The sequence below is a fragment of the Salinibacter sp. genome (assembly GCF_036626415.1).
GTDB lineage: Bacteria > Bacteroidota > Rhodothermia > Rhodothermales > Salinibacteraceae > Salinibacter.
Map to the genome: position 1 here is coordinate 23,150 of NZ_JAZKRW010000013.1, position 17,957 is coordinate 41,106.

A 17,957-nucleotide genomic window follows, 5' to 3' on the forward strand; every position below is an offset into this window, starting at 1 on the left:
ACCGGGGTGCTACCCGTAGCTCACCTGCATCCGGCGCTCCTCGACCAGGTAGTCGAAGATGATGCGGGTCACGATGATGGCCGTAAAGAGGGAGGCGAGAATCCCGGCCATAAGGGTGACGGCGAAGCCTTTGATCGGGCCAACGCCGAAGGAGTACAGAATGACGCCCACGAAGAAGGTCGTGATGTTGGCGTCAAGGATGGCGCTCAGGGACTGCTCGTACCCGGCGTTGATGGCGGCGCGGAGGGTCTTCCCGGTGGCCTGCTCTTCCCGCACCCGGTCGTAAATGAGCACATTGGCGTCCACGGCCATACCGATCGTGAGCACAATCCCGGCGATGCCCGGCAGGGTCAGGGTGGCCCCGAAGCCCGCGAGAATGCCCATGATGAGAATCAGGTTCAGCAGTAGCGCAACGTCGGCCACCACCCCGGCCGTGCGATAGTACATGATCATGAAGAGCACGACCAGCAAAAACCCGGACACGACCGAGATAAAGCCGGCCCGCGTGGACTCCTCCCCGAGGCTCGGCCCCACCGTGCGCTCCGAAATGATGTTCAGGTCCGTCTGAAGCCGTCCGGACTGCAAGACGGTAACGATGTCCGAAGCCTCCTGCCGCGACTCCAGGCCCGTAATTTCTGTACGTCCCCCCGAAATTCGGGATTGAATGTTCGGGCTTGAATAGACGATGTTGTCCAGGACGATCGACACCCGATTCCCGATGTTCGCGGCGGTGATCCGATCCCATCGCCGGGCCCCGTCCGAGTTCATCGTGATGGAGACTTTCGGCTCGTTGGTCTGACGGTCAAACTGCACGGAGGCCTCCGTTACCACCTCTCCGGTGAGCTCTGGCTCCGACCGAACGGCCAGGAGGTGAAACGCCTCCCGTCCGTCCTCGGTCGTCAATACGGGACTGGCCGTCCACATGGGCTCTATGCCCGGGGGAAACATCTTCTGGACCGACGGATCCCCGAGAAGCTCATTGACCCGCGACGTGTCGGACGCAAAGGCCCGTCCGATGATCGGCTGGTCCTGGCCCGGCATGGGTTGCATCACGGCCAGAAGCGAGTTCTGGGGCCCCGCCTGCGCGCCTGCTCCGGGTTCCGTGAGGGCCGTTCCCTGCTGACTGCCGGACGACGCCTCTTGCCCCGAGGCCGCCGTCAGCTCGGTGCCCTCCGTCACTTCGGAGGTGTCCGACGAGGCTTCGGCTGCGGCCGTGTCGGCGGCCTGGGCCTCCGCGATGCGTGCAGAATCTTCCGCCGTCGGCTCGTAGTGTTCGATGATGCGCTGCACCGAATTGCTCAGTTGCTGGGGATTCGCCATCAGGTGAAAGGTGAGCTGCGACGCGCTTTCGAGCAGGTCCCGCACGCGCTCCCGGTTGCTTACCCCCGGAAGCTCCACCACAATCCGCTCATCTCCTTGCCGCTGAATGGCCGGCTCCGTGACCCCGTACTGGTTGACGCGATTGCGAACCACTTGAATTCCGTTCTGGACGGCACTGTCCGCTTGGCCTTGAAGATACTCTTGCACCTCTCCGTTCGAGGAGCGCCGCGTGATTTCCTCCCCCTGATCACGGAAATAACGAGAAAGGCGACCGTCCGGGTTTGCCGCTTCAAACTCGTCAACGAACGCGTCCACGACCGACACATTTTCCTCTTCCGCCCGCTGCTGGGCGACCTGAAGGGCCTGCTGGAACGCCTCGTCCTTGTTGACCGCCAGCTGGTCGAGGAGATTCGCAATCTCCACCTCCAGCGTCACGTGCATGCCCCCTTGGAGGTCGAGCCCCAGGTTGAGGGAATTCTCGTCCACCTGCTGAAGCCACTGGCGGTTCTCCTCCTGGTACTCCGCCCGCTCCTCCGCGGCCATGTTGTTCATTTTGTAGCCGACATACAGGTTCTGTACCGAGGGAAAGAGGTAGAACCCGCACAGCCCAACGAAGAAAATTGTAAGTCCAACTTTAAAGCCGTTCCCCTGCATAGAAGACGTGCGTTCGATTCAAATAGAACCAACCTGGAAGAGAGGCCCGTACGTCGAGTCGACGCGATCATCCATGCGGGCCTCGCTCATCCCTCCTGGAGACTGCCCCGCCGGGATGAATCCCCACGGGCAAAAAGACGAGGGCACGACGCTAAGGGCCCAGCGGGCGGGAGGCAACCAAAACACGGGCCAACCGTCGTGCCTGGAGGGGAAGGAGAACGGCTCGCTCCGCCGGTGGGTCCTTCAGAATCCGAGACTGCGGACGAAGGGGGGCCCAGATGGGCTGCTGTTCTTGTCGTGCCCGTCGGCCCTTGGACACCGCCCACTGTGAGAACCGCTGGACAAGTCGGACGAGCCCCCGGATCAACAGCGCGAAGAGCGCTTGGCTGGATCGGTAGGAACAGGAAGGGTGCATAAGGGGAGCCGTCGCCGTCCGGTTTAGAGTTGACGGTTGCTAGAAATAACGGGATTGGCGGAATTGTTTCCCCACTGGATGCTGCACCTCTTTCCTGTTCTCAAATTGTTGGGGGTTTCACCCGTCCGGCTATACGCCTTCTCGGGGTCCTTTGCGCGCCGAGCCCTTTCCTGTGTTCCAACTCACTGCCTCTCCGGTCCCCCTTCGACACCGCTCTCCCATGTCCTCCCCTCCAGGCACTTTCCAGACCCACGATGGACTCACGCTGGCGACGCGGCACTGGACGCCAGCCTCCCCTCCGGAGGCGCATGTCCTCCTGATCCACGGCTACGCCGAGCACTGCGGGCGGTACGACCACGTCGCGGAGGCCCTCGTGAAACAGGGGGCCGCCGTGCACGCCTACGACCAGCGGGGCCACGGGCGATCCGACGGGCGACGGGCCTACATCGAGCGGTTCGAGCAATACCTTGCCGACCTCGACGCGTTTCGGCTCCACGTCGCCCCGCCGAAAGACGTGCCGGTGTTTCTCTTCGGGCACAGCATGGGCGGGCTTGCCGCGCTGCTGTACGTCTTACACCGACAGCCCGACCTCCGCGGCCTCCTGCTCAGTGCTCCAGCCATTGAGGTCAACCCCGACCTTGCCCCCCTCCTCCGCCGTGCGGCCCAGGTCTTGGGCCACTTTCTTCCCACCCTGCCAACCGTGCGCTCCCCCCAGGGATCCATCTCGCGGGATGCATCGGTCGTCGAGGAGGCGATGAACGACCCCCTCAACTATCACGGCCGCACCCTCGCCCGCACCGGCGCCGAGCTCTTGCGGGCCGGCAGCACAGCCCAGGGGCGCCTCCACGAGCTCAAAACACCATTTCTCGTCCTGCACGGCACGGCCGATCCACTCGTCCCCCCGGCCTGGAGCCGACGGCTCTACGACCGCGCCGCCGCCCCCGACAAGACACTACACCTGTACGACGGCCTCTACCACGAGACCTTCAACGAGCCGGAGCAGGACGTGGTGCTGCGCGATCTCGGGACGTGGCTGGCAGACCGGATGTTTACCGGTCCGCGTCCGTGACGAGGTCGAAGATCACCTGCACCCGGGCTGAGACTTCGATCTCTCCGGCGGCATACGCCTCCGGCTCCGCCTGGGCAGCATCACTGGCCTTCGCCATTTCCGTCTGTGCCATCCGCGGCTGCGGACGCACGCGATCGACGTTCTGCTCGCTAATGGTGTGCGCGGCGCCGAGGTCCTCCCCGAGCGTCTCGGCCAGCAGCCGGGCCTTTTCCGCTGCCGCCTGGGCGGCCTTCCGCAACGCGTCGTTGCGCACCTGCGACCGGTCACGAAGCTGGTAGTCGATGCCGTCGAGCTGATTCGCGCCCCCCTCTACGACATCGGCCACGAGCTGGGGCAACACTTCGAGTCGGTCGAGCTCCACGACGACCTGGCGCGTCGCCCTGTAGCCCACGAGCTCGCGCCGGTTCTCTTCATCATTGTACTCATACTGCGGTTGGAGGCGCAGGCTCTCCATTCGCATCTTCTCTTCGGGGACGTCCAGGGCGCGCACCGCATTCATCGCGGTTTGGGCTGCCGTCGCGTTCTGGGACCGGGCCTCCCTGGCGGTCTCGGCCCGCGTCACCACCCCAAAGCGCACCCGGGCCTGGTCCGGCGGGACGGTGACGGTGCCCTCCCCGCTCACCGACACCGTCGACCGGTCGTTGTTCTGAGCGGCGGCCGGGCCGACGGCGAGGAGGGACCCAAGAAGAATGACCACGACGGTTGCAGACATCCAGACACGGTGGGCCATGACAGAAGAGGCATCGGTCGATGAGGAGACTCAGGGCACCCTGTAAACGGTCGCCCCGCGAGGATTCGTATGAGGGCGCTCAGTCTACGCCGCCGAGCAGGGCCGGCCAGAAGTTGCGGGGGCTGTCGGAGAGGGGGATGCGGACGGTGAGGCGACCGTACGAGAGCTGGTCGACCGGCCCGTCCCGAAAGTCCCAGGACGCATCCAGCGATACGTAATAGGCGTCCACCCCAATCCCAAGTGCAGTGTACTGTCGCCCCCCGTTGTCGTCACTCTCGTGAAAGCGCCCCAGGCGGACCGACAGGAGATCCAAAATACTCAGTTCCAGTCCGGCATGCTTCGTGATTCGCTCCCACGGACTCACCTCTGCCTGCTCTCCACGAGATCGAAACACACCAGTCGTAGAGCCCCAACCGGCAAACAGCGCTTTGAAGGGCCCATCGGCCTCGAAGTACTCCTCCCCGTTTTCCTCCACAAACTCGCCGCTCACCAGCCGATTCGAGAGCGCTCCGTAGAGCCCGACCCGCCACTCGGGACGGCCAAACTGCCTGGACTGGGAAGAAATTTGAAGGGCCCCGCCGCCCCGGATCGTGGTCGGCGCGGCGAGGTCGCCGGGCCGATTTTCAACCGAGACGGTCCCGCCAAAATCGGTAAGGGAGAGCCCGAGCGACGGCCGGAGCGTGACGGACCCCTGCTCTGATTGTGTGTGATACTGCACGCCCAGATCGGCCGTGGGGTGCGTTTCCACGTTCTCCCCATCCCCGTACACTCCACGGCTCCGAATGAGATTGACACCTCCTCCCACGGTGACACTGGAGGTCACGTCGTAGGCCCCTGTGAGCTTGATGGACTGCTCAAAGGCACTTCCGAAGAAAACACGTTCGCCCTGCGCGTTTCGGATCTCGGTGGTTCCCCGCGAGAAATGCTTGACCTGAACGCCTCCGGCCCAAGGCCCCCTCTTCATCGTCGCCGTAGGTGCCGCAATCCAAAACCCCGAGCGAAACCAGGGCGAGCTGTACGCCGGGCCCCGGCTCAGATTGATGTTGCTGCCGACCCGGACGGCCTCTTCCGCCCCAATTGTGGCCGGATTGACACCGATGGCCCCCGGATAGCCGCGGACCGCTACAGTGGCGTTCCCCAACGCATGGACGGAAGGATGGGGCTGTACAGTCTGAAAGTCATAGGCGGTCTGGAGCAGCTGTGCGGACGCCGGACGCAAACTGCCGACTCCGAGAAGAACGAGCGCGATCCCCGCGGCTGCGAGGACAGCGTTGTGTATGGGTTGCATGGAACGGAACGGTGTTTGGGGAAGCCGACGCATCCCTTTAGCCGCTCCGTTTTGATCGTAGGTAACACACCACACCGCCGGTGTCCCTACGGATGCAGGCGTGCGATCGTGCGGGGGAAGGGAATCGTCTCGCGGACATGGTCGCGCCCGGTGATCCAGGAAACGGTCCGCTCCAGCCCCAGTCCGAAGCCGCTGTGGGGCACCGAGCCGAACGTGCGGAGATCGAGGTACCAGTCGAACACCTCCTCCGGCAGGTCGTGCGCCTCGATCTGCTCCTTCAGGAAGTCGAGGTCGGTCGCCCGCTCGCCCCCGCCGATGATCTCGCCGTAGCCCTCCGGCGCAAGCACGTCGATCCCCATCGCGAGGCGGTCGTCGTCCGGGTCGCGCTTCATGTAAAACGCCTTGATCTCGGCGGGGAACCGGTGGACGATGACCGGGCGGTCGAAGTGCCAGGTGAGCACCGTCTCGTCGTCGCCGCCGAAGTCGGAGCCCCACTCGAAGGTTTGGGCCGACTCCTTCCAGTCCGGCAGGTTGCGGAGCGATTCCTCGATCTCGTCAACCCGCTTGTTGATCTCAATCTCGCGGGCGTCGATCTTGCGCTTCACGTGCTTCTTGGCCTGCCCGCGGCGCGTCTGGTTTTCCTCCTTCTCGTCCAGAAGCTCGGCCTTCTCGTCCTTGAGCGCCTCGATGCGCGCATCGATCATCTCGGCCGTTTTGTCGCTGCGAAGCAGCGCCACCGCCTCGTCGTAGCTGATGCGGGGGAACGGGGTTTCCACCTGCTCGAGCACCGACGTGTCGCGGCCGAGCGCCTCCAGCTCGTCCTCACAGTCTGCAAGGACCGCCTGCACAATGTGGGCCACGAAGTCCTCCGCGAGTTGCGCGTTCATCTCGAGGTCGTAGAACGCCATCTCCGGTTCGATCATCCAGAACTCGGTGAGGTGGCGCCGGGTGGCCGACTTCTCGGCACGGAAGGTGGGGCCGAACGTGTAGATCTTTCCGTACGCCATCGCCATCGCCTCCCCGTGCAGCTGCCCGCTCTGGGTGAGGTAGGCGCTCTCGTCGTCGAAGTAGTCGAGGTCAAAGAGCGTGGAGGTGCCCTCCACGGCGTTCCCCGTCAGGATGGGCGCGTCGGTCTGCAAAAACCCGCGCTCCTGGAAGAACGCATGGATGGCCGTCTCAACACGGTTGCGGATGCGCATGACGGCCCATTGGCTCTCGCTCCGGAGCCACAAGTGGCGGTGCTCCATGAGGAAATCAATCCCGTGCTCCTTCGGGGTGACGGGATAGTCCCCGGACTTGCCGATCCGCTCGATGGCGTCCACCTGAATCTCATATCCGCCCGGCGCCCGCTCGTCGGCGCTCACAGTACCGGTAATTTCGAGCGCGGCCTCTTGGCGCACGTCGTCGGCCACGGCCCAGCTGTCGGCGTCCACCGCGTCTTGCGGCACCACACACTGCACAAAGCCCGACCCGTCGCGCAGAATGAGGAACTTGATTCCGCCGGAGCCCCGCTGGTTGTGAAGCCAGCCCTTCAGGGTGACCGTCTCGTCGACGTGGTCGGCAAGGTCCTCGATGCGGGTGAAGTCTTCGATGGTGCCCCCCTCCCGCTCAGGACTGAGAGAGGGATGAGAAGCGTCGGCGTCGGACATGCGTGTGGGAGAAGCTGGTGCGAGAAGTCAGTCGAGGCGGGTCGTCGTGCGGCCAAGGCACGCACCGTCCACGTGATACACCGGCACGGGCTGAGGTTCCTCTGGGGAAGGGGCTTCGTCAGACGATCATCCACGCCGCGAGGGCAGTCACCAGCGGCCAGGCCACGACCAGGTCGGCGAGAAATGCACCTCTCGGCCGCGACGGATCCAGTCCCCATACCGCCCCTCCCATCAGTCCCAACCCGCCTGCGTCGATCCCCACAAGGAGGGGCATCGTTCCGACAGCCATCCACACAACGGCCCCGAGGGCCGCGGTGAGAAGGAGCCCGGTGGCGACCCACCGGGTGCGGCGGAGCGTCCACCGGGAGGCCCACGGCATGAGCCCAACGTCGGCGTCGCCCTGGCGGTCGGCCCAATCTGCCAGCAACAGGTTTGGCAGAATGAAGAGCGCGCGGTATGCACAAAACAGAAGCGCCCCGGCGCCTACCGAGTCTCCGGCCTCCACGAGGGGCAGCACGCCCGCCCCGACCGCCCAGGCCCCAGCGATGGCGCCCGGCTTCGCGAAGCCGCGAAGCAGGGGGCGTGCTCGCCCCCATGGCCAAACGTGGAGGGCCGCCACGCCTCCCAACAATGCCGTCCAGAAAAGACTTTCCCGCCCCAGATACGGCAACATCGCCCCGCCCAGCGCGAAGAGCCCCGCCGTCTCAATCGCCAGCCAGTCGCGGTGCGCTCGCACCCACGCCACCCGTTCCGGTCGGTTGGCCCGATCCTCGGGCGAATTCCCCCATGCTCGATCGGCGGCGTAGACCACCGTGACGCCGCAAAAGCCCGCGACTATCAGCGGAAGGTCCACGGGCCGACCGAAAAGACCATAGGTTCCAAGCAAGAGCGATACGGCGACCACACCGACCGGCGCCGGATCGTGGTACAGCGCCGCCACGAGTCTCGTCTCAGGCAAACCAGCAGTAGACGACATACTGTGGGGGAACCGAGGGTGGGGAACACCCGGCATCTCGGCGCGAACTTTTCGACGAAAACGTGAAATATACTTTACAGACCGATCTTTCTTCCAATCGGCGGACGCTCCAACCGATTGTTCATGGCAATTCTCCACCGAAACGATTAAAATAAGAAATCTCTTTTACGGAAGCGCTTCCAAAGATCATTGCGTTTGCCCCCTTGATGATCTTGGCAGGCGCCGCCCTCTCGAACGAATTTCGCGGACCAATTCGATTCCACGATGCACGTCCCCGATCACGTGTCTTCTCACCTTGGCACCCTCCAGTTGGCCCCCGATACCGTCAGCTATAACCTCAAGCGGCCCTGTCTCTACGAAGAGGCGCTTGCCCGCAACGAGGGACGGCTTGCCGCGGACGGCCCCCTCGTCACCCGTACGACCCCGCACACGGGCCGCAGCCCGAAGGACCGCTTCATCGTCCGCGATGCCTCGGTGGCCGACCAGATTAACTGGGGCGAGGTCAACCAGCCCACGGATCGTGCGACCTTCGATCACCTCCACGCGCGAATGGCCGACCACGCCGAAGGCCGTGACCTCTTCGTGCAGGATCTCTACGCCGGGTGGGACGAAGACTACCGCCTCCCCGTCCGCATCATTACCGAGAAGGCGTGGCACAGCCTGTTTGCCCGCAATATGTTCGTACAGCCCGACGGGCCCGTGCCGGACTCCTTTGAACCCAGCTTTACGGTCGTCGACCTGTGCGAATTTGAGGCCGACCCGGCGCGAGACGGGACGCAGTCCGAAGCCGCGATCTTCGTCGACATCGAGCAGAACCTGATCCTGATCGGCGGCACGCACTACGGCGGTGAAATCAAGAAGTCGATCTTCTCGGTGCTCAGCTACCTCCTCCCCGACGAGGGCGTGCTGCCCATGCACTGCTCGGCCAACGAGAGCGACGACGGCAGCACGGCCGTCTTTTTCGGTCTCAGCGGCACCGGCAAGACGACCCTCTCCGCCGACGCAGGTCGCACCTTGATTGGGGACGACGAGCACGGCTGGAGCGACCGGGGCGTCTATAACTTTGAGGGCGGCTGCTACGCGAAGATGATCGACATCACCCCCGAGAGCGAGCCCGAGATCTACGGCACGACGGAAGAGTTTGGGACGATCCTTGAGAATGTCATTGTGGATCCTGAGAGCCGCGAGCCGGACTTTTCGGACGATACGATCACCCAGAACACGCGCGGCTCCTATCCCCTCTCTGCCCTCCCCCACGCCGCCGAGGATGGGCAGGGCGGCCACCCGGACCACGTCCTCTTCCTCACGTACGATGCGTTTGGCGTCTTGCCGCCGGTGTCGGAGCTAAGCCCGGCGCAGGCGATGTACCACTTCCTCAGCGGCTACACGGCCAAGGTGGCCGGCACGGAGGCGGGCGTAAGCGAGCCGAAAGCCACCTTCAGCACCTGCTTCGGCGAGCCGTTTATGGTCCGCTCCCCCGCGGTGTACGCCGAGCTCCTGGGCGAAAAGATACACCGACACGACGCGGACTGCTGGCTCGTAAATACCGGCCTGACGGGCGGCCCCTACGGCGAGGGTCACCGAATCGAGTTGACGCATACGCGTGCCATGGTCGATGCCATCCTGGACGATAGGCTTGCGGATGTCCCCCGTTCTCGCGACCCGGTATTTGGCCTCTCGATTCCAGATCGGGTGCCTGGGGTCCCCTCCACTCTTCTTACCCCGCGCCAGACGTGGGACGACCCCGCGGCGTACGATCGGCACGCCCGCACGCTGGTCGAGGCCTTCGCTGACAACTTTGAGACGTACGCGGGCCGCGTGAGCGAAACAGTTCGAACCGCCGGGCCGTCGCTAGAGACTGCACATGGGTGATGGGCCCCCGACTTCAGGACAGAGGGCGGCATAGATTTGCGCCCCACAGTCGTGCGGGAGCAGCTTTAGATCGTGCGAGAGCAGCCTTGGGGCCCCAGGCCCGCTCTCGCACCGCCGCGACTTGAGAAGAGGGGGAGTCCTGCCGCCTCCAACTGCCGAATCGACGGAACAGAAAGAGCCCTCGAAATCCGTATCTGAATTCCCGAACCGCGTGTGGTCCGAAGGCCGTTCCTACCCCATGAGTGGATGTCCCGTTCATTCTAGCGACGACGCCGCAGCGGATCGGTCCAGCGGTGCGTCAATTTCGATCCGGTGGGATCTGATCTTTTTGATTCTGGCGGTGGGGATGTTGGCGCTGGTTCTTGTAGTCAGCCTGCAGTTGCCCTAAGCGTCCTCCCTCGTCGGCAACGACTCGCCCACCACGGGGCCACCACGCGCAGTTCGCATCGCTCGTTTTCACCCTCCCGAGCATCACCATTCCGAAGGGGAACCCGAGCGGCACTACTGGACAAACAAAAAAGCCTCGCCAGAGGATATCCGGCGAGGCGCCTAGGGACTCTTCCAAGTGGAGCGGGCGATGGGATTCGAACCCACGACCTTCTGCATGGCAAGCAGATGCTCTGCCACTGAGCTACGCCCGCATCAAAACGTCACGTGATGTGACGAGAACGCATTGGGCACGTTCCGTCAGAAGCCGATCTTTTTTGATCCTTCGTCGTCCTCGTCCGACCGGTCTTCGGACGCCGCGCCCTCCTGCTCCATCGTCAGCGTCGTGCTGAGCGGACGGGCGTCCTGGGCGGCCCAGAAGGCCTGGGCCTCGTCGTTGGCGGCCAGGATGCTGAGGCGGATGCGCCGCGCGCCCATCCGGTCCGACCAGTCGCGGACCGCGTCTACGAGTTGCGTGCCGACCCCGCCCCGCCGATCTGCCGGGCGCACATATATCTCATCCAGGTACACCTCCGAGCTCTCCGCATAGATGGGCGGCGGGCCCCAGCGGTGCGCCGTCGCGAACCCTACAATCTCGCCGTCGGTCTCCGCCACATACACACGATACGTCTCGTCGTCGAGCCACCGCGGGAAGTCGTTGGCCCACCGATCCCGGGCGTCCTCCGCAACCCCAAACCGGCTGTCCAGTTCGTCCTGCGCGTCGAGGAGCTGGACCCACAGGTCGCCGACGGTTTCTTGATCGGCGGGCTGGGCGCGTCGGACGTCGGGGTAGGACATGGGGGGTGGAAGGCGTGGGAGTGGGGAGTGTAGGGAGTACAGGGGCGTTACTTGGCGGCAGGCTCCGCCACGGCGGCACGGGCACGGTCCAGGTAGCCCTCCGACGCCAGCAGTTCGGCGTTGAGGATCGCCCCCCCGGCGGCGCCACGCACGGTGTTGTGCGAGAGGAGCACAAACTTGACGTCGTTCACGGGACAGTTTTGCACGCGCCCCACGGACACGGTCATGCCGCCGCCGGCCTTCACGTGCCGCTGCGGCTGAGGAGCATCGGGCGCGTCCAGCACCTGCACGAACGGATCGGGCCGGCTCGGAAGCGACTCGGTCACGGCGGGGGCCTCGAACGTGCGGAGCGCCTCGGCGACCGCTTCGGCGTGCACATCATTGCGGAACCGGACGGACGCACAGGCCAAGTGGCCGTTCCGCACCGGGACGCGTGTGCATTGCGCACTGAGGGCCAGGTCTGCGGGGGCGACCTGATCCCCGTCGAGCGAACCCAGAATCTTGCGCGGCTCGGTCGCCAGCTTCTCCTCTTCCCCCCCGATGTAAGGGATCACGTTGCCCACCGCGTCGAGCGACGGCACGCCCGGGTAGCCGGCCCCAGACAAGGCCTGCAGCATCGTCACCTGCACCGCCTCCGGGTCGAACGCGTCCATGAGCGGATGGAGCCCGCAGATGAGCCCCGTGGTGGAACAGTTGGGATTGGTGACGATGAAGCCCTCAGAGTCCCACGACTGCTCGTCGATCAAGGGGAGATGGCCGGGGTTGACCTCTGGAATGAGGAGCGGCACCTGGTCGTGCTGCCGGTAGTTTTTGGCGTTGGACACAACCGGAAGGCCCGCCGCCGCGAAGGCCTCCTCAATCTCCCCCGCGACGGCGGAGTCGAGGGCAGAGAACACGAAGTCACAGTCCACGGCCTTCGGCTCGGTCGACTGGACCTCGAGGGACGCGACGGACTCGGGGATCGGGGCACCACTCAGCCAATTTGCCGCGTCCCGGTACGGGCGCCCCGCCGATCGCTCGGACGCCGCCACGGCCGTCACCGTGAACCACGGGTGATCGTCGAGCAGGCGAATGAACGTCTGCCCAACGGCGCCCGTGGCCCCGAGAATGCCAACCCGATAGTCGTGTTCGTGCATGATCTTGTAGATCGCTCAGCAGAGAAGAAAAGCAGTTTTTGGGCTCGAGGGGACCGTGCCACAACCGAATGGCTGCTACCCCGTGTTTTTCATGCATGTTCCTCTTCCCGCAGAGGATCCCCCAATCGTCCCAGATTCTTCGTGCGCGGTGGTTTGCGGGCCCCCAGTCGTTTTGTAGATTGCAGACCTCACGCCGACGCCATCTCACTGACCGATCCTTTCGTCCCCCCATGCCCGACGCTTCGGACGCCGACCTGCTCGACGGACAGGCTCTCTCTCAAGCCGTTCGCGACGAGGTAAAGGCCGACCTCCAGGCCTGGACCGACGACCACCGTCCCCCGTTTCTCTCCGCCGTTCTCGTGGGGGACAACCCCGCCTCTGAGGCGTACGTCCGCGGGAAGGAGAAGGACGCCGCAGAGGTGGGCATCGAGACCGAAACGCACCACCTCGACGCCGACACGTCACAGGCCGAACTGTTGGACCTGGTGCACGATCTGAACGCCGACGCGTCGGTCGACGGCATCCTCGTGCAACTCCCGCTCCCCGACCACATTGCGGAGCGCACCGTCATCGACGCCGTAGACCCCTCAAAGGATGTGGACGGCTTCCACCCCGAGAACCTGGGGCGGTTGATGCGGGGCACTCCGCGATACATCCCGGCCACTCCGTACGGCATCATGGAGATGCTGTCCCGTTCCGACATCGACCCGGAGAGCATGGATGCCGTCATCGTGGGGCGCTCCAACATCGTGGGCAAGCCCCTCGCCAACCTGCTCCTGCGTCGCACCGCGAACGCCACGGTCACCGTCTGCCACAGCCGAACGAAGGACCTCGCCGCCCACACCCGCCGGGCCGACCTCTTGGTCGCCGCCGCTGGCCAGGCCGCCTTCATCGACGCCGACATGGTGAAGGAGTACGCCGTCGTGATCGACGTGGGGATCAACCGGGTGGACGACCCGTCGACCGACCGCGGCTACCGGCTCGTCGGCGACGTCGATTTTGAGGAGGTCCGGCCCAAGGCCCGCCGAATCACGCCGGTGCCGGGGGGCGTCGGGCTCATGACCCGAGCAATGCTTCTAAAGAACACCCTCCAGGCGGCACGGCTGCGGGCCGAATCGGCGTAGGCCCCGCTGTTCTTTTTCATCTTGCCCCTGTACGGCGTCATGGTGCCTCCCCAGTCTATTGCTCAACGTCTCCAGACGCAGAAGGACACCACGGGCCAGTCGGGCCCGGTCGGCGAGGCCGCCGATCAATTCAACAACGCATTTAGTGACGGCCTCCGGCTCTTTCTCGATGGCAATTTGGAGGGGCTCTACGACCACCTCATGTCGGGGGCGCTGTACCTTATAGGGCTGCTCACCGAGCGGGGCCTCCAGTCTCTCGCGGCGTTCTTGCTACTGTACGTCATCTACAGGACGCTGTACCTGACGCTCGAGCAGACCCTCGACCGAAGCGACAGCATCGAACCCGGCCTACAGAGCCTGCTGCTCAAAACCTTCCGGGTGGCGTCGTTCTTTTTCATCGGGACCGTGGTCCTTGACCAGCTCGGCGTGAACGTCGCGGTGCTCGTCGGGGGACTAGGCATTGCGGGGATCGTCGCCGGGTTCGCCGCGCGGGACTCCTTGGAGAATTTCATTGCGGGCGTGACGGTCCTGGTCGACAAGCCGTTCCAGGTGGGGGACTACATCGAGATCGACGATCAGTACGGGCAGGTCGACGAGATCACGCTCCGTTCCACCCGCCTCCGCACGGTCCGAAATCGGATCATGGTGCTCCCCAACACACACATGATCACGCAGCAGCTGATGAACCACACGAAGCGGAATGTGCTGCGCATCGATATTTCCTTCGGCATCGCCTACAAGGAATTCCCCGACGAGGCGCGGGAGGCCCTCCTGCCCCTGCTCGAAGACGACGATCGCGTATTGTCCGACCCGGCGCCCAGTGTGGTCGTGACGGAGATGGCCGACTCCAGCGTCAACCTGTCGCTCCGCTTTTACACCCGCGACCCGAGTCAGGAGGTGCCGCTGCGGTGGGAGTACACGGAGAAAGTGCGCGAGACCCTTCGGGAGGCGGACATCGAGATTCCCTTCCCCCACCGCCAGCTGTTCCTCGACGAAGCGAAGGCCCTTCAAGGGTCGAAGCTTCTTGCCCCGACGAATGGGAACGGGCCGTCGACGGAGTGACGATCGACTCAGTCGCCGCGCACCGTGACCACGACGGTCCGCTCACGGGGTTTGACGTCGCATTCGAGGTGAAAGATCTGCTGCCACGTACCGAGGATCGGCTCGCCGTTGCCCACCGGAACGGTAATGGAGGGACTCAGCGTGGTGGCCTGGAGGTGCGAGTGGCCGTTGCCGTCCTGCCAGCGCTGCTCGTGGGCGTAGGTCTCGTCCGGCGGAAAGAGCTCATCGAGTTTCGCTGGGAGGTCCTGCTGGAGGCCCGGCTCGAACTCGACCGTTCCGACGGCCCCGGTGCTGCCGACGTTGTGGACGTGAACAAGCCCCACGTCGATGTCCGATCCGCGAACGATGTCCGTCACCGGGGCCGTCAGGTCGTGCATATCTCGATGGCCGGCGGTGGAGAGCGCAATGCGGTCCTGATGCGTCGCCATGAGCAGAACACACGTGAGAATCGGCAGTGCTACTCGGAGCCGTCTGGCCTAGCGGACTCGTCCCAGTTCCAATCTCCGAGCGCGTCGAACGCGTCGTAGGCCGTCATGTCGTGTTGGATCGGCGTGACCGAGACGTAGCCCCGCTCGATGGCCGAGAGGTCCGTCTCCTGGCCGTCATCGAGATCCACAAAAGTGCCGGCCAGCCAGTAGTAGGACCGATCGGCGGGGTCGGTGCGTTCTTCGAAGCCTTCCTCCCACCGGGACCGGGCCTGGCGCGTGAGCGCAATGCCTTTGATGTCTTCTGCCGGCAGCGCCGGCACGTTCACGTTCAGTAGCACGCCCCGCGGCAGGCTTCGGTCGAGCGCCCACGACACGATGCGCCGGGCCCACTGGCCCGCCTCTTCGAACTGCGGCTCCGACCACTCACACAACGAAATGGCGATTGAATCCACTCCCAGGATTGAGGCCTCCGTGGCGGCACTCACCGTGCCCGAATAGAGCACATTCACGGCGGTGTTCGGGCCCTGATTGATGCCACTCACCACCAGGTCGGGCGGCGCGTCGAGCAGTTCGTGACAGGCGAGCTTGATGCTGTCGGCGGGCGTTCCGGTGACGCCCCAGGCAGGGATGGGACCGGAGGGCACCTCGAATTCCTCTCGGTGTGCGCGGATCGGGTCGCGGACCGTAATGGCGTGCCCCACGGCGCTTTGCTCGGTGGTGGGCGCCACGACAAAAAGCTCGCCCAGCCCGTCGAGGGCCGACGCGAGCGACTGGATGCCCGGGGCGTGGATGCCGTCGTCGTTACAGAGAAGAATTCGGGGCTCGTCGCCCGACGCAGGGCTGCTCATGTGTGGCAAGGCTTCGACTCGAAGGAACGACAGACGCCCCGCCATTGAGCACTCGGCGGAGCATTCGGGGATCAGTAGCTCTCGTCTTCGTCGGGAAACGACCGGTTCCGCACGTCCGACACGTATTCGCCGATCGCGTCGATGATGGTCTCGTCGAGGCGGGCATAGCGGCGCACGAACCGGGGCTCAAAGTCCGTCGACAGTCCGAGGGCGTCGTGGGAGACCAGCACCTGTCCGTCCGTCTGGTCGCCCGCTCCGATTCCGATCGTTGGAATGGAGAGGGACGCCGTGACCTCCGCCCCCAACTCGGCGGGAATCTTTTCTAGCACGAGGGCGAAGCATCCAGCCTCTTCGAGCCGCTTCGCGTCGGCACGAAGCTCATCGGCCTCGTCCTCGTCGCGAGCCCGCACCTGGTAGGTGCCATAGTCATAGATGCTCTGCGGCGTAAGGCCGAGGTGCCCCATGACCGGAATGCCAGCCGTCACCATCCGCTCCACGGCTTCGACCACCGGCGCGCCTCCTTCCAATTTCACTGCGTGGGCCCCCGCCTCCTTCATCACCCGGATGGCCGAGTCGAGGGCCTCGGTCGGGTCTCCCTGATACGTCCCAAACGGAAGATCTACGACCACGAGCGACCGATCAATGCCCCGCACCACACACTGTGCGTGGTAGACCATCTGGTCGAGGGTCATCGGGAGCGTGGTTTCGTGTCCTGCCATCACGTTGGCGGCGGAATCGCCGACGAGCAGTACGTCAACGCCGGCTTGGTCCAAGAGGCGGGCCGAGGTGTAGTCGTAAGCCGTGAGGACGGCAATCGGCACCCCAGCCTCCTTCATCTCTTGAACCGTTTCGGTCGTCACGCGCGGCACGTCCGCGACGTCTGGGGGAGAAAAATCGGCACCCATGGGGTCGTGAAATCAAGTGGACGAGATCGCTTCTCCCCGACCGAAAGACATGGAGGGCCCCTCACCGCACGGCCGGGCCGGCGGCTCGTCGTCGTTCCGTACCGGTCGGCCGAGGCCCCTTCGAGGCCCGTGCCCAGACGCTATTGTCCCCCACCGCCCCCACCAGCCGGCGGCGCGTTCTGATCGAGGGTTGGAGAGGGTTCCCCCGGAGACTGCGTGAGCGAGATGCCAAGCTCCCCCGCCACGCTGCGTGTGATGTCCATCACCTGCTCGCTGGTCTCATCTTCGTAGAGGAGCACCTCTCGACGCAGGACCATGTCGAGCTCTTCCTGGGCGGCCACCTTGTCGATCGCCCCCTGAAGCTTCTCCAGCAGGGGCTGCATCATTTCGCGACGTTGCTGTTGCATCTCTTGTTGGCGCTGCTGGGCCGACTGCTGGAGCTCCCGCTGGCGCTGCTGAAGCTCCCGCTGGCGCTCGGCCCGCGCAGAGTCGTCGAGCAGCGACTGCTGCTGCTGGAACTGCTTCACGCGCTTCTGAAACTGTTGTCGCTGCTGCTGCAGCTCCTGCTGCTGCCGCTTCATTTCCTGCTGTACCTCCTGCTGTACCTCCTGCATTCCCGGCATGCTCACCAGGACGGCCTGCTGGTCGACGTACCCAATCTTCTGGGCCTGCACCGGCATCGCGACCATCGCCGCGAGAAGAAGGAGAAGCGAGAAGGACTTTGTAACTCGAGTTGACATGGCCATAGAACCTATTCCGAAAGATAGTTTTCTGATGAATGCGACGTGGGTGCGTGGGCAGGGCGACTTGTCACTGCCCCCCTGACTGCTGCCCAGGGGTAATCCCAAGGGCCCGAAGCACCTGACTGTTCAGGTTGTGGTCGTCTCGGGCATACATGAACAGCACCTTTTCACTCTTGTCAAAAACGTAGTCGTATCCCTCCTCCGTGGCAACCTTCTCGGCGGCGTCGAGAATGCGCTCCTGAATCGGACGCATCAGCTCTCGCTGGCGGGCATAGAGCTGCCCGTCCGGCCCAAAATACTTCTGTCGCAGCTGCTCTACCCGCTTCCGCGCCTTGTCAATGGCAGCCCGCTTCTGCCGGCGTTCCTCGTCGGTGTACAGGAGCTCGCGCGCCCGATACTCGTCTCGAAGGCTCTGCACCTTCTCCTCCTGACTCTCAATCTCTGTGCGCCACTCCTGCTCTAGCTGATCGAGCTCTTGCTGCACGGTCGCGTATTCGGGAAGCGCCTCTAAGAT

16 protein-coding genes and 1 tRNA gene are annotated in these 17,957 nt (G+C 64.5%); 4 read left to right on the forward strand and 13 right to left on the reverse strand.

All coding sequences use genetic code 11. The features are described from left to right. Positions 1-9 precede the first annotated feature (9 nt). A complete protein-coding gene (gene secD, locus V5A20_RS03105; RefSeq protein ID WP_332326686.1) occupies positions 10-1,974 on the reverse strand; it encodes a protein translocase subunit SecD in 1,965 nt (654 codons plus the stop codon). Between the two features lie 635 nt (positions 1,975-2,609). On the opposite strand from secD, the gene V5A20_RS03110 reads away from it, so the two are divergent. Next, positions 2,610-3,458, forward strand: a complete 849-nt coding sequence (locus V5A20_RS03110) for an alpha/beta hydrolase (protein ID WP_332326687.1) — start codon at positions 2,610-2,612, stop codon at positions 3,456-3,458. On the opposite strand, the gene V5A20_RS03115 is transcribed toward V5A20_RS03110, so the two are convergent. The 4 genes from V5A20_RS03115 to V5A20_RS03130 form a co-directional block, all read right to left on the reverse strand. Further along, positions 3,439-4,188: an SIMPL domain-containing protein gene (locus V5A20_RS03115; RefSeq protein ID WP_332314438.1), complete on the reverse strand. Its 750-nt coding sequence runs from the start codon at positions 4,186-4,188 to the stop codon at positions 3,439-3,441. The two genes, V5A20_RS03110 and V5A20_RS03115, sit on opposite strands and share 20 nt — an antisense overlap. A 79-nt stretch (positions 4,189-4,267) precedes the next feature. Further along, positions 4,268-5,476, reverse strand: coding sequence for a hypothetical protein (locus tag V5A20_RS03120; RefSeq protein WP_332326688.1), 1,209 nt, complete (start codon positions 5,474-5,476; stop codon positions 4,268-4,270). 86 nt (positions 5,477-5,562) lie between these two features. After that, a complete protein-coding gene (locus V5A20_RS03125; protein ID WP_332326689.1) occupies positions 5,563-7,125 on the reverse strand; it encodes an asparagine--tRNA ligase in 1,563 nt (520 codons plus the stop codon). Between the two features lie 118 nt (positions 7,126-7,243). Continuing rightward, positions 7,244-8,083 (reverse strand): hypothetical protein, encoded by an 840-nt coding sequence (locus V5A20_RS03130; protein WP_332314435.1) that lies wholly within the window; start codon positions 8,081-8,083, stop codon positions 7,244-7,246. Positions 8,084-8,365: 282 nt separating this feature from the next. Between V5A20_RS03130 and pckA the strand changes: the two genes are divergently transcribed. Then, complete coding sequence (pckA, locus tag V5A20_RS03135) at positions 8,366-9,973, forward strand: phosphoenolpyruvate carboxykinase (ATP) (protein WP_442978423.1); 1,608 nt, start codon at positions 8,366-8,368, stop codon at positions 9,971-9,973. Between the two features lie 566 nt (positions 9,974-10,539). Here the strand turns inward: pckA and V5A20_RS03140 are convergent. The 3 genes from V5A20_RS03140 to asd form a co-directional block, all read right to left on the reverse strand. Next, positions 10,540-10,614, reverse strand: a tRNA-Gly gene (locus tag V5A20_RS03140). 46 nt (positions 10,615-10,660) lie between these two features. Beyond that, positions 10,661-11,197, reverse strand: coding sequence for a GNAT family N-acetyltransferase (locus V5A20_RS03145; protein WP_332314433.1), 537 nt, complete (start codon positions 11,195-11,197; stop codon positions 10,661-10,663). Positions 11,198-11,244: 47 nt separating this feature from the next. Continuing rightward, positions 11,245-12,333, reverse strand: coding sequence for an aspartate-semialdehyde dehydrogenase (gene asd, locus V5A20_RS03150; RefSeq protein ID WP_332314432.1), 1,089 nt, complete (start codon positions 12,331-12,333; stop codon positions 11,245-11,247). A 230-nt stretch (positions 12,334-12,563) separates the two neighbouring features. Between asd and folD the strand changes: the two genes are divergently transcribed. After that, on the forward strand, positions 12,564-13,457 hold the full coding sequence (folD, locus tag V5A20_RS03155) for a bifunctional methylenetetrahydrofolate dehydrogenase/methenyltetrahydrofolate cyclohydrolase FolD (protein ID WP_332314431.1): 894 nt from the start codon (positions 12,564-12,566) through the stop codon (positions 13,455-13,457). Between the two features lie 39 nt (positions 13,458-13,496). Then, on the forward strand, positions 13,497-14,519 hold the full coding sequence (locus V5A20_RS03160; RefSeq protein WP_332314430.1) for a mechanosensitive ion channel family protein: 1,023 nt from the start codon (positions 13,497-13,499) through the stop codon (positions 14,517-14,519). A gap of 8 nt (positions 14,520-14,527) precedes the next feature. On the opposite strand, the gene V5A20_RS03165 is transcribed toward V5A20_RS03160, so the two are convergent. The 5 genes from V5A20_RS03165 to V5A20_RS03185 form a co-directional block, all read right to left on the reverse strand. Then, positions 14,528-14,947 carry a secondary thiamine-phosphate synthase enzyme YjbQ gene (locus V5A20_RS03165; protein WP_332314429.1) on the reverse strand — a complete coding sequence of 140 codons (420 nt, stop codon included), beginning with the start codon at positions 14,945-14,947 and terminating at the stop codon, positions 14,528-14,530. A 29-nt stretch (positions 14,948-14,976) separates the two neighbouring features. Further along, on the reverse strand, positions 14,977-15,795 hold the full coding sequence (surE, locus tag V5A20_RS03170) for a 5'/3'-nucleotidase SurE (RefSeq protein WP_332314428.1): 819 nt from the start codon (positions 15,793-15,795) through the stop codon (positions 14,977-14,979). Between the two features lie 71 nt (positions 15,796-15,866). Next, positions 15,867-16,700 carry a 3-methyl-2-oxobutanoate hydroxymethyltransferase gene (gene panB / locus V5A20_RS03175; RefSeq protein WP_332326691.1) on the reverse strand — a complete coding sequence of 278 codons (834 nt, stop codon included), beginning with the start codon at positions 16,698-16,700 and terminating at the stop codon, positions 15,867-15,869. Between the two features lie 140 nt (positions 16,701-16,840). Continuing rightward, complete coding sequence (locus V5A20_RS03180) at positions 16,841-17,440, reverse strand: OmpH family outer membrane protein (protein WP_332326692.1); 600 nt, start codon at positions 17,438-17,440, stop codon at positions 16,841-16,843. Positions 17,441-17,510: 70 nt separating this feature from the next. Further along, a partial coding sequence (locus V5A20_RS03185; RefSeq protein WP_332314425.1) for an OmpH family outer membrane protein occupies positions 17,511-17,957 on the reverse strand: 447 nt, incomplete at its 5' end.

Bases quoted from the DNA above. Each gene is read 5' to 3' on its own strand.
- surE (WP_332314428.1), bottom strand. From the start codon at position 15,795: ATGAGCAGCCCTGCGTCGGGCGACGAGCCCCGAATTCTTCTCTGTAAC.
- V5A20_RS03120 (WP_332326688.1), bottom strand. From the start codon at position 5,476: ATGCAACCCATACACAACGCTGTCCTCGCAGCCGCGGGGATCGCGCTC.
- V5A20_RS03165 (WP_332314429.1), bottom strand. From the start codon at position 14,947: ATGGCGACGCATCAGGACCGCATTGCGCTCTCCACCGCCGGCCATCGA.
- pckA (WP_442978423.1), top strand. From the start codon at position 8,366: ATGCACGTCCCCGATCACGTGTCTTCTCACCTTGGCACCCTCCAGTTG.
- panB (WP_332326691.1), bottom strand. From the start codon at position 16,700: ATGGGTGCCGATTTTTCTCCCCCAGACGTCGCGGACGTGCCGCGCGTG.
- V5A20_RS03145 (WP_332314433.1), bottom strand. From the start codon at position 11,197: ATGTCCTACCCCGACGTCCGACGCGCCCAGCCCGCCGATCAAGAAACC.
- asd (WP_332314432.1), bottom strand. From the start codon at position 12,333: ATGCACGAACACGACTATCGGGTTGGCATTCTCGGGGCCACGGGCGCC.
- V5A20_RS03110 (WP_332326687.1), top strand. From the start codon at position 2,610: ATGTCCTCCCCTCCAGGCACTTTCCAGACCCACGATGGACTCACGCTG.
- V5A20_RS03125 (WP_332326689.1), bottom strand. From the start codon at position 7,125: ATGTCCGACGCCGACGCTTCTCATCCCTCTCTCAGTCCTGAGCGGGAG.
- V5A20_RS03160 (WP_332314430.1), top strand. From the start codon at position 13,497: ATGGTGCCTCCCCAGTCTATTGCTCAACGTCTCCAGACGCAGAAGGAC.
- V5A20_RS03115 (WP_332314438.1), bottom strand. From the start codon at position 4,188: ATGGCCCACCGTGTCTGGATGTCTGCAACCGTCGTGGTCATTCTTCTT.
- V5A20_RS03180 (WP_332326692.1), bottom strand. From the start codon at position 17,440: ATGTCAACTCGAGTTACAAAGTCCTTCTCGCTTCTCCTTCTTCTCGCG.
- folD (WP_332314431.1), top strand. From the start codon at position 12,564: ATGCCCGACGCTTCGGACGCCGACCTGCTCGACGGACAGGCTCTCTCT.
- secD (WP_332326686.1), bottom strand. From the start codon at position 1,974: ATGCAGGGGAACGGCTTTAAAGTTGGACTTACAATTTTCTTCGTTGGG.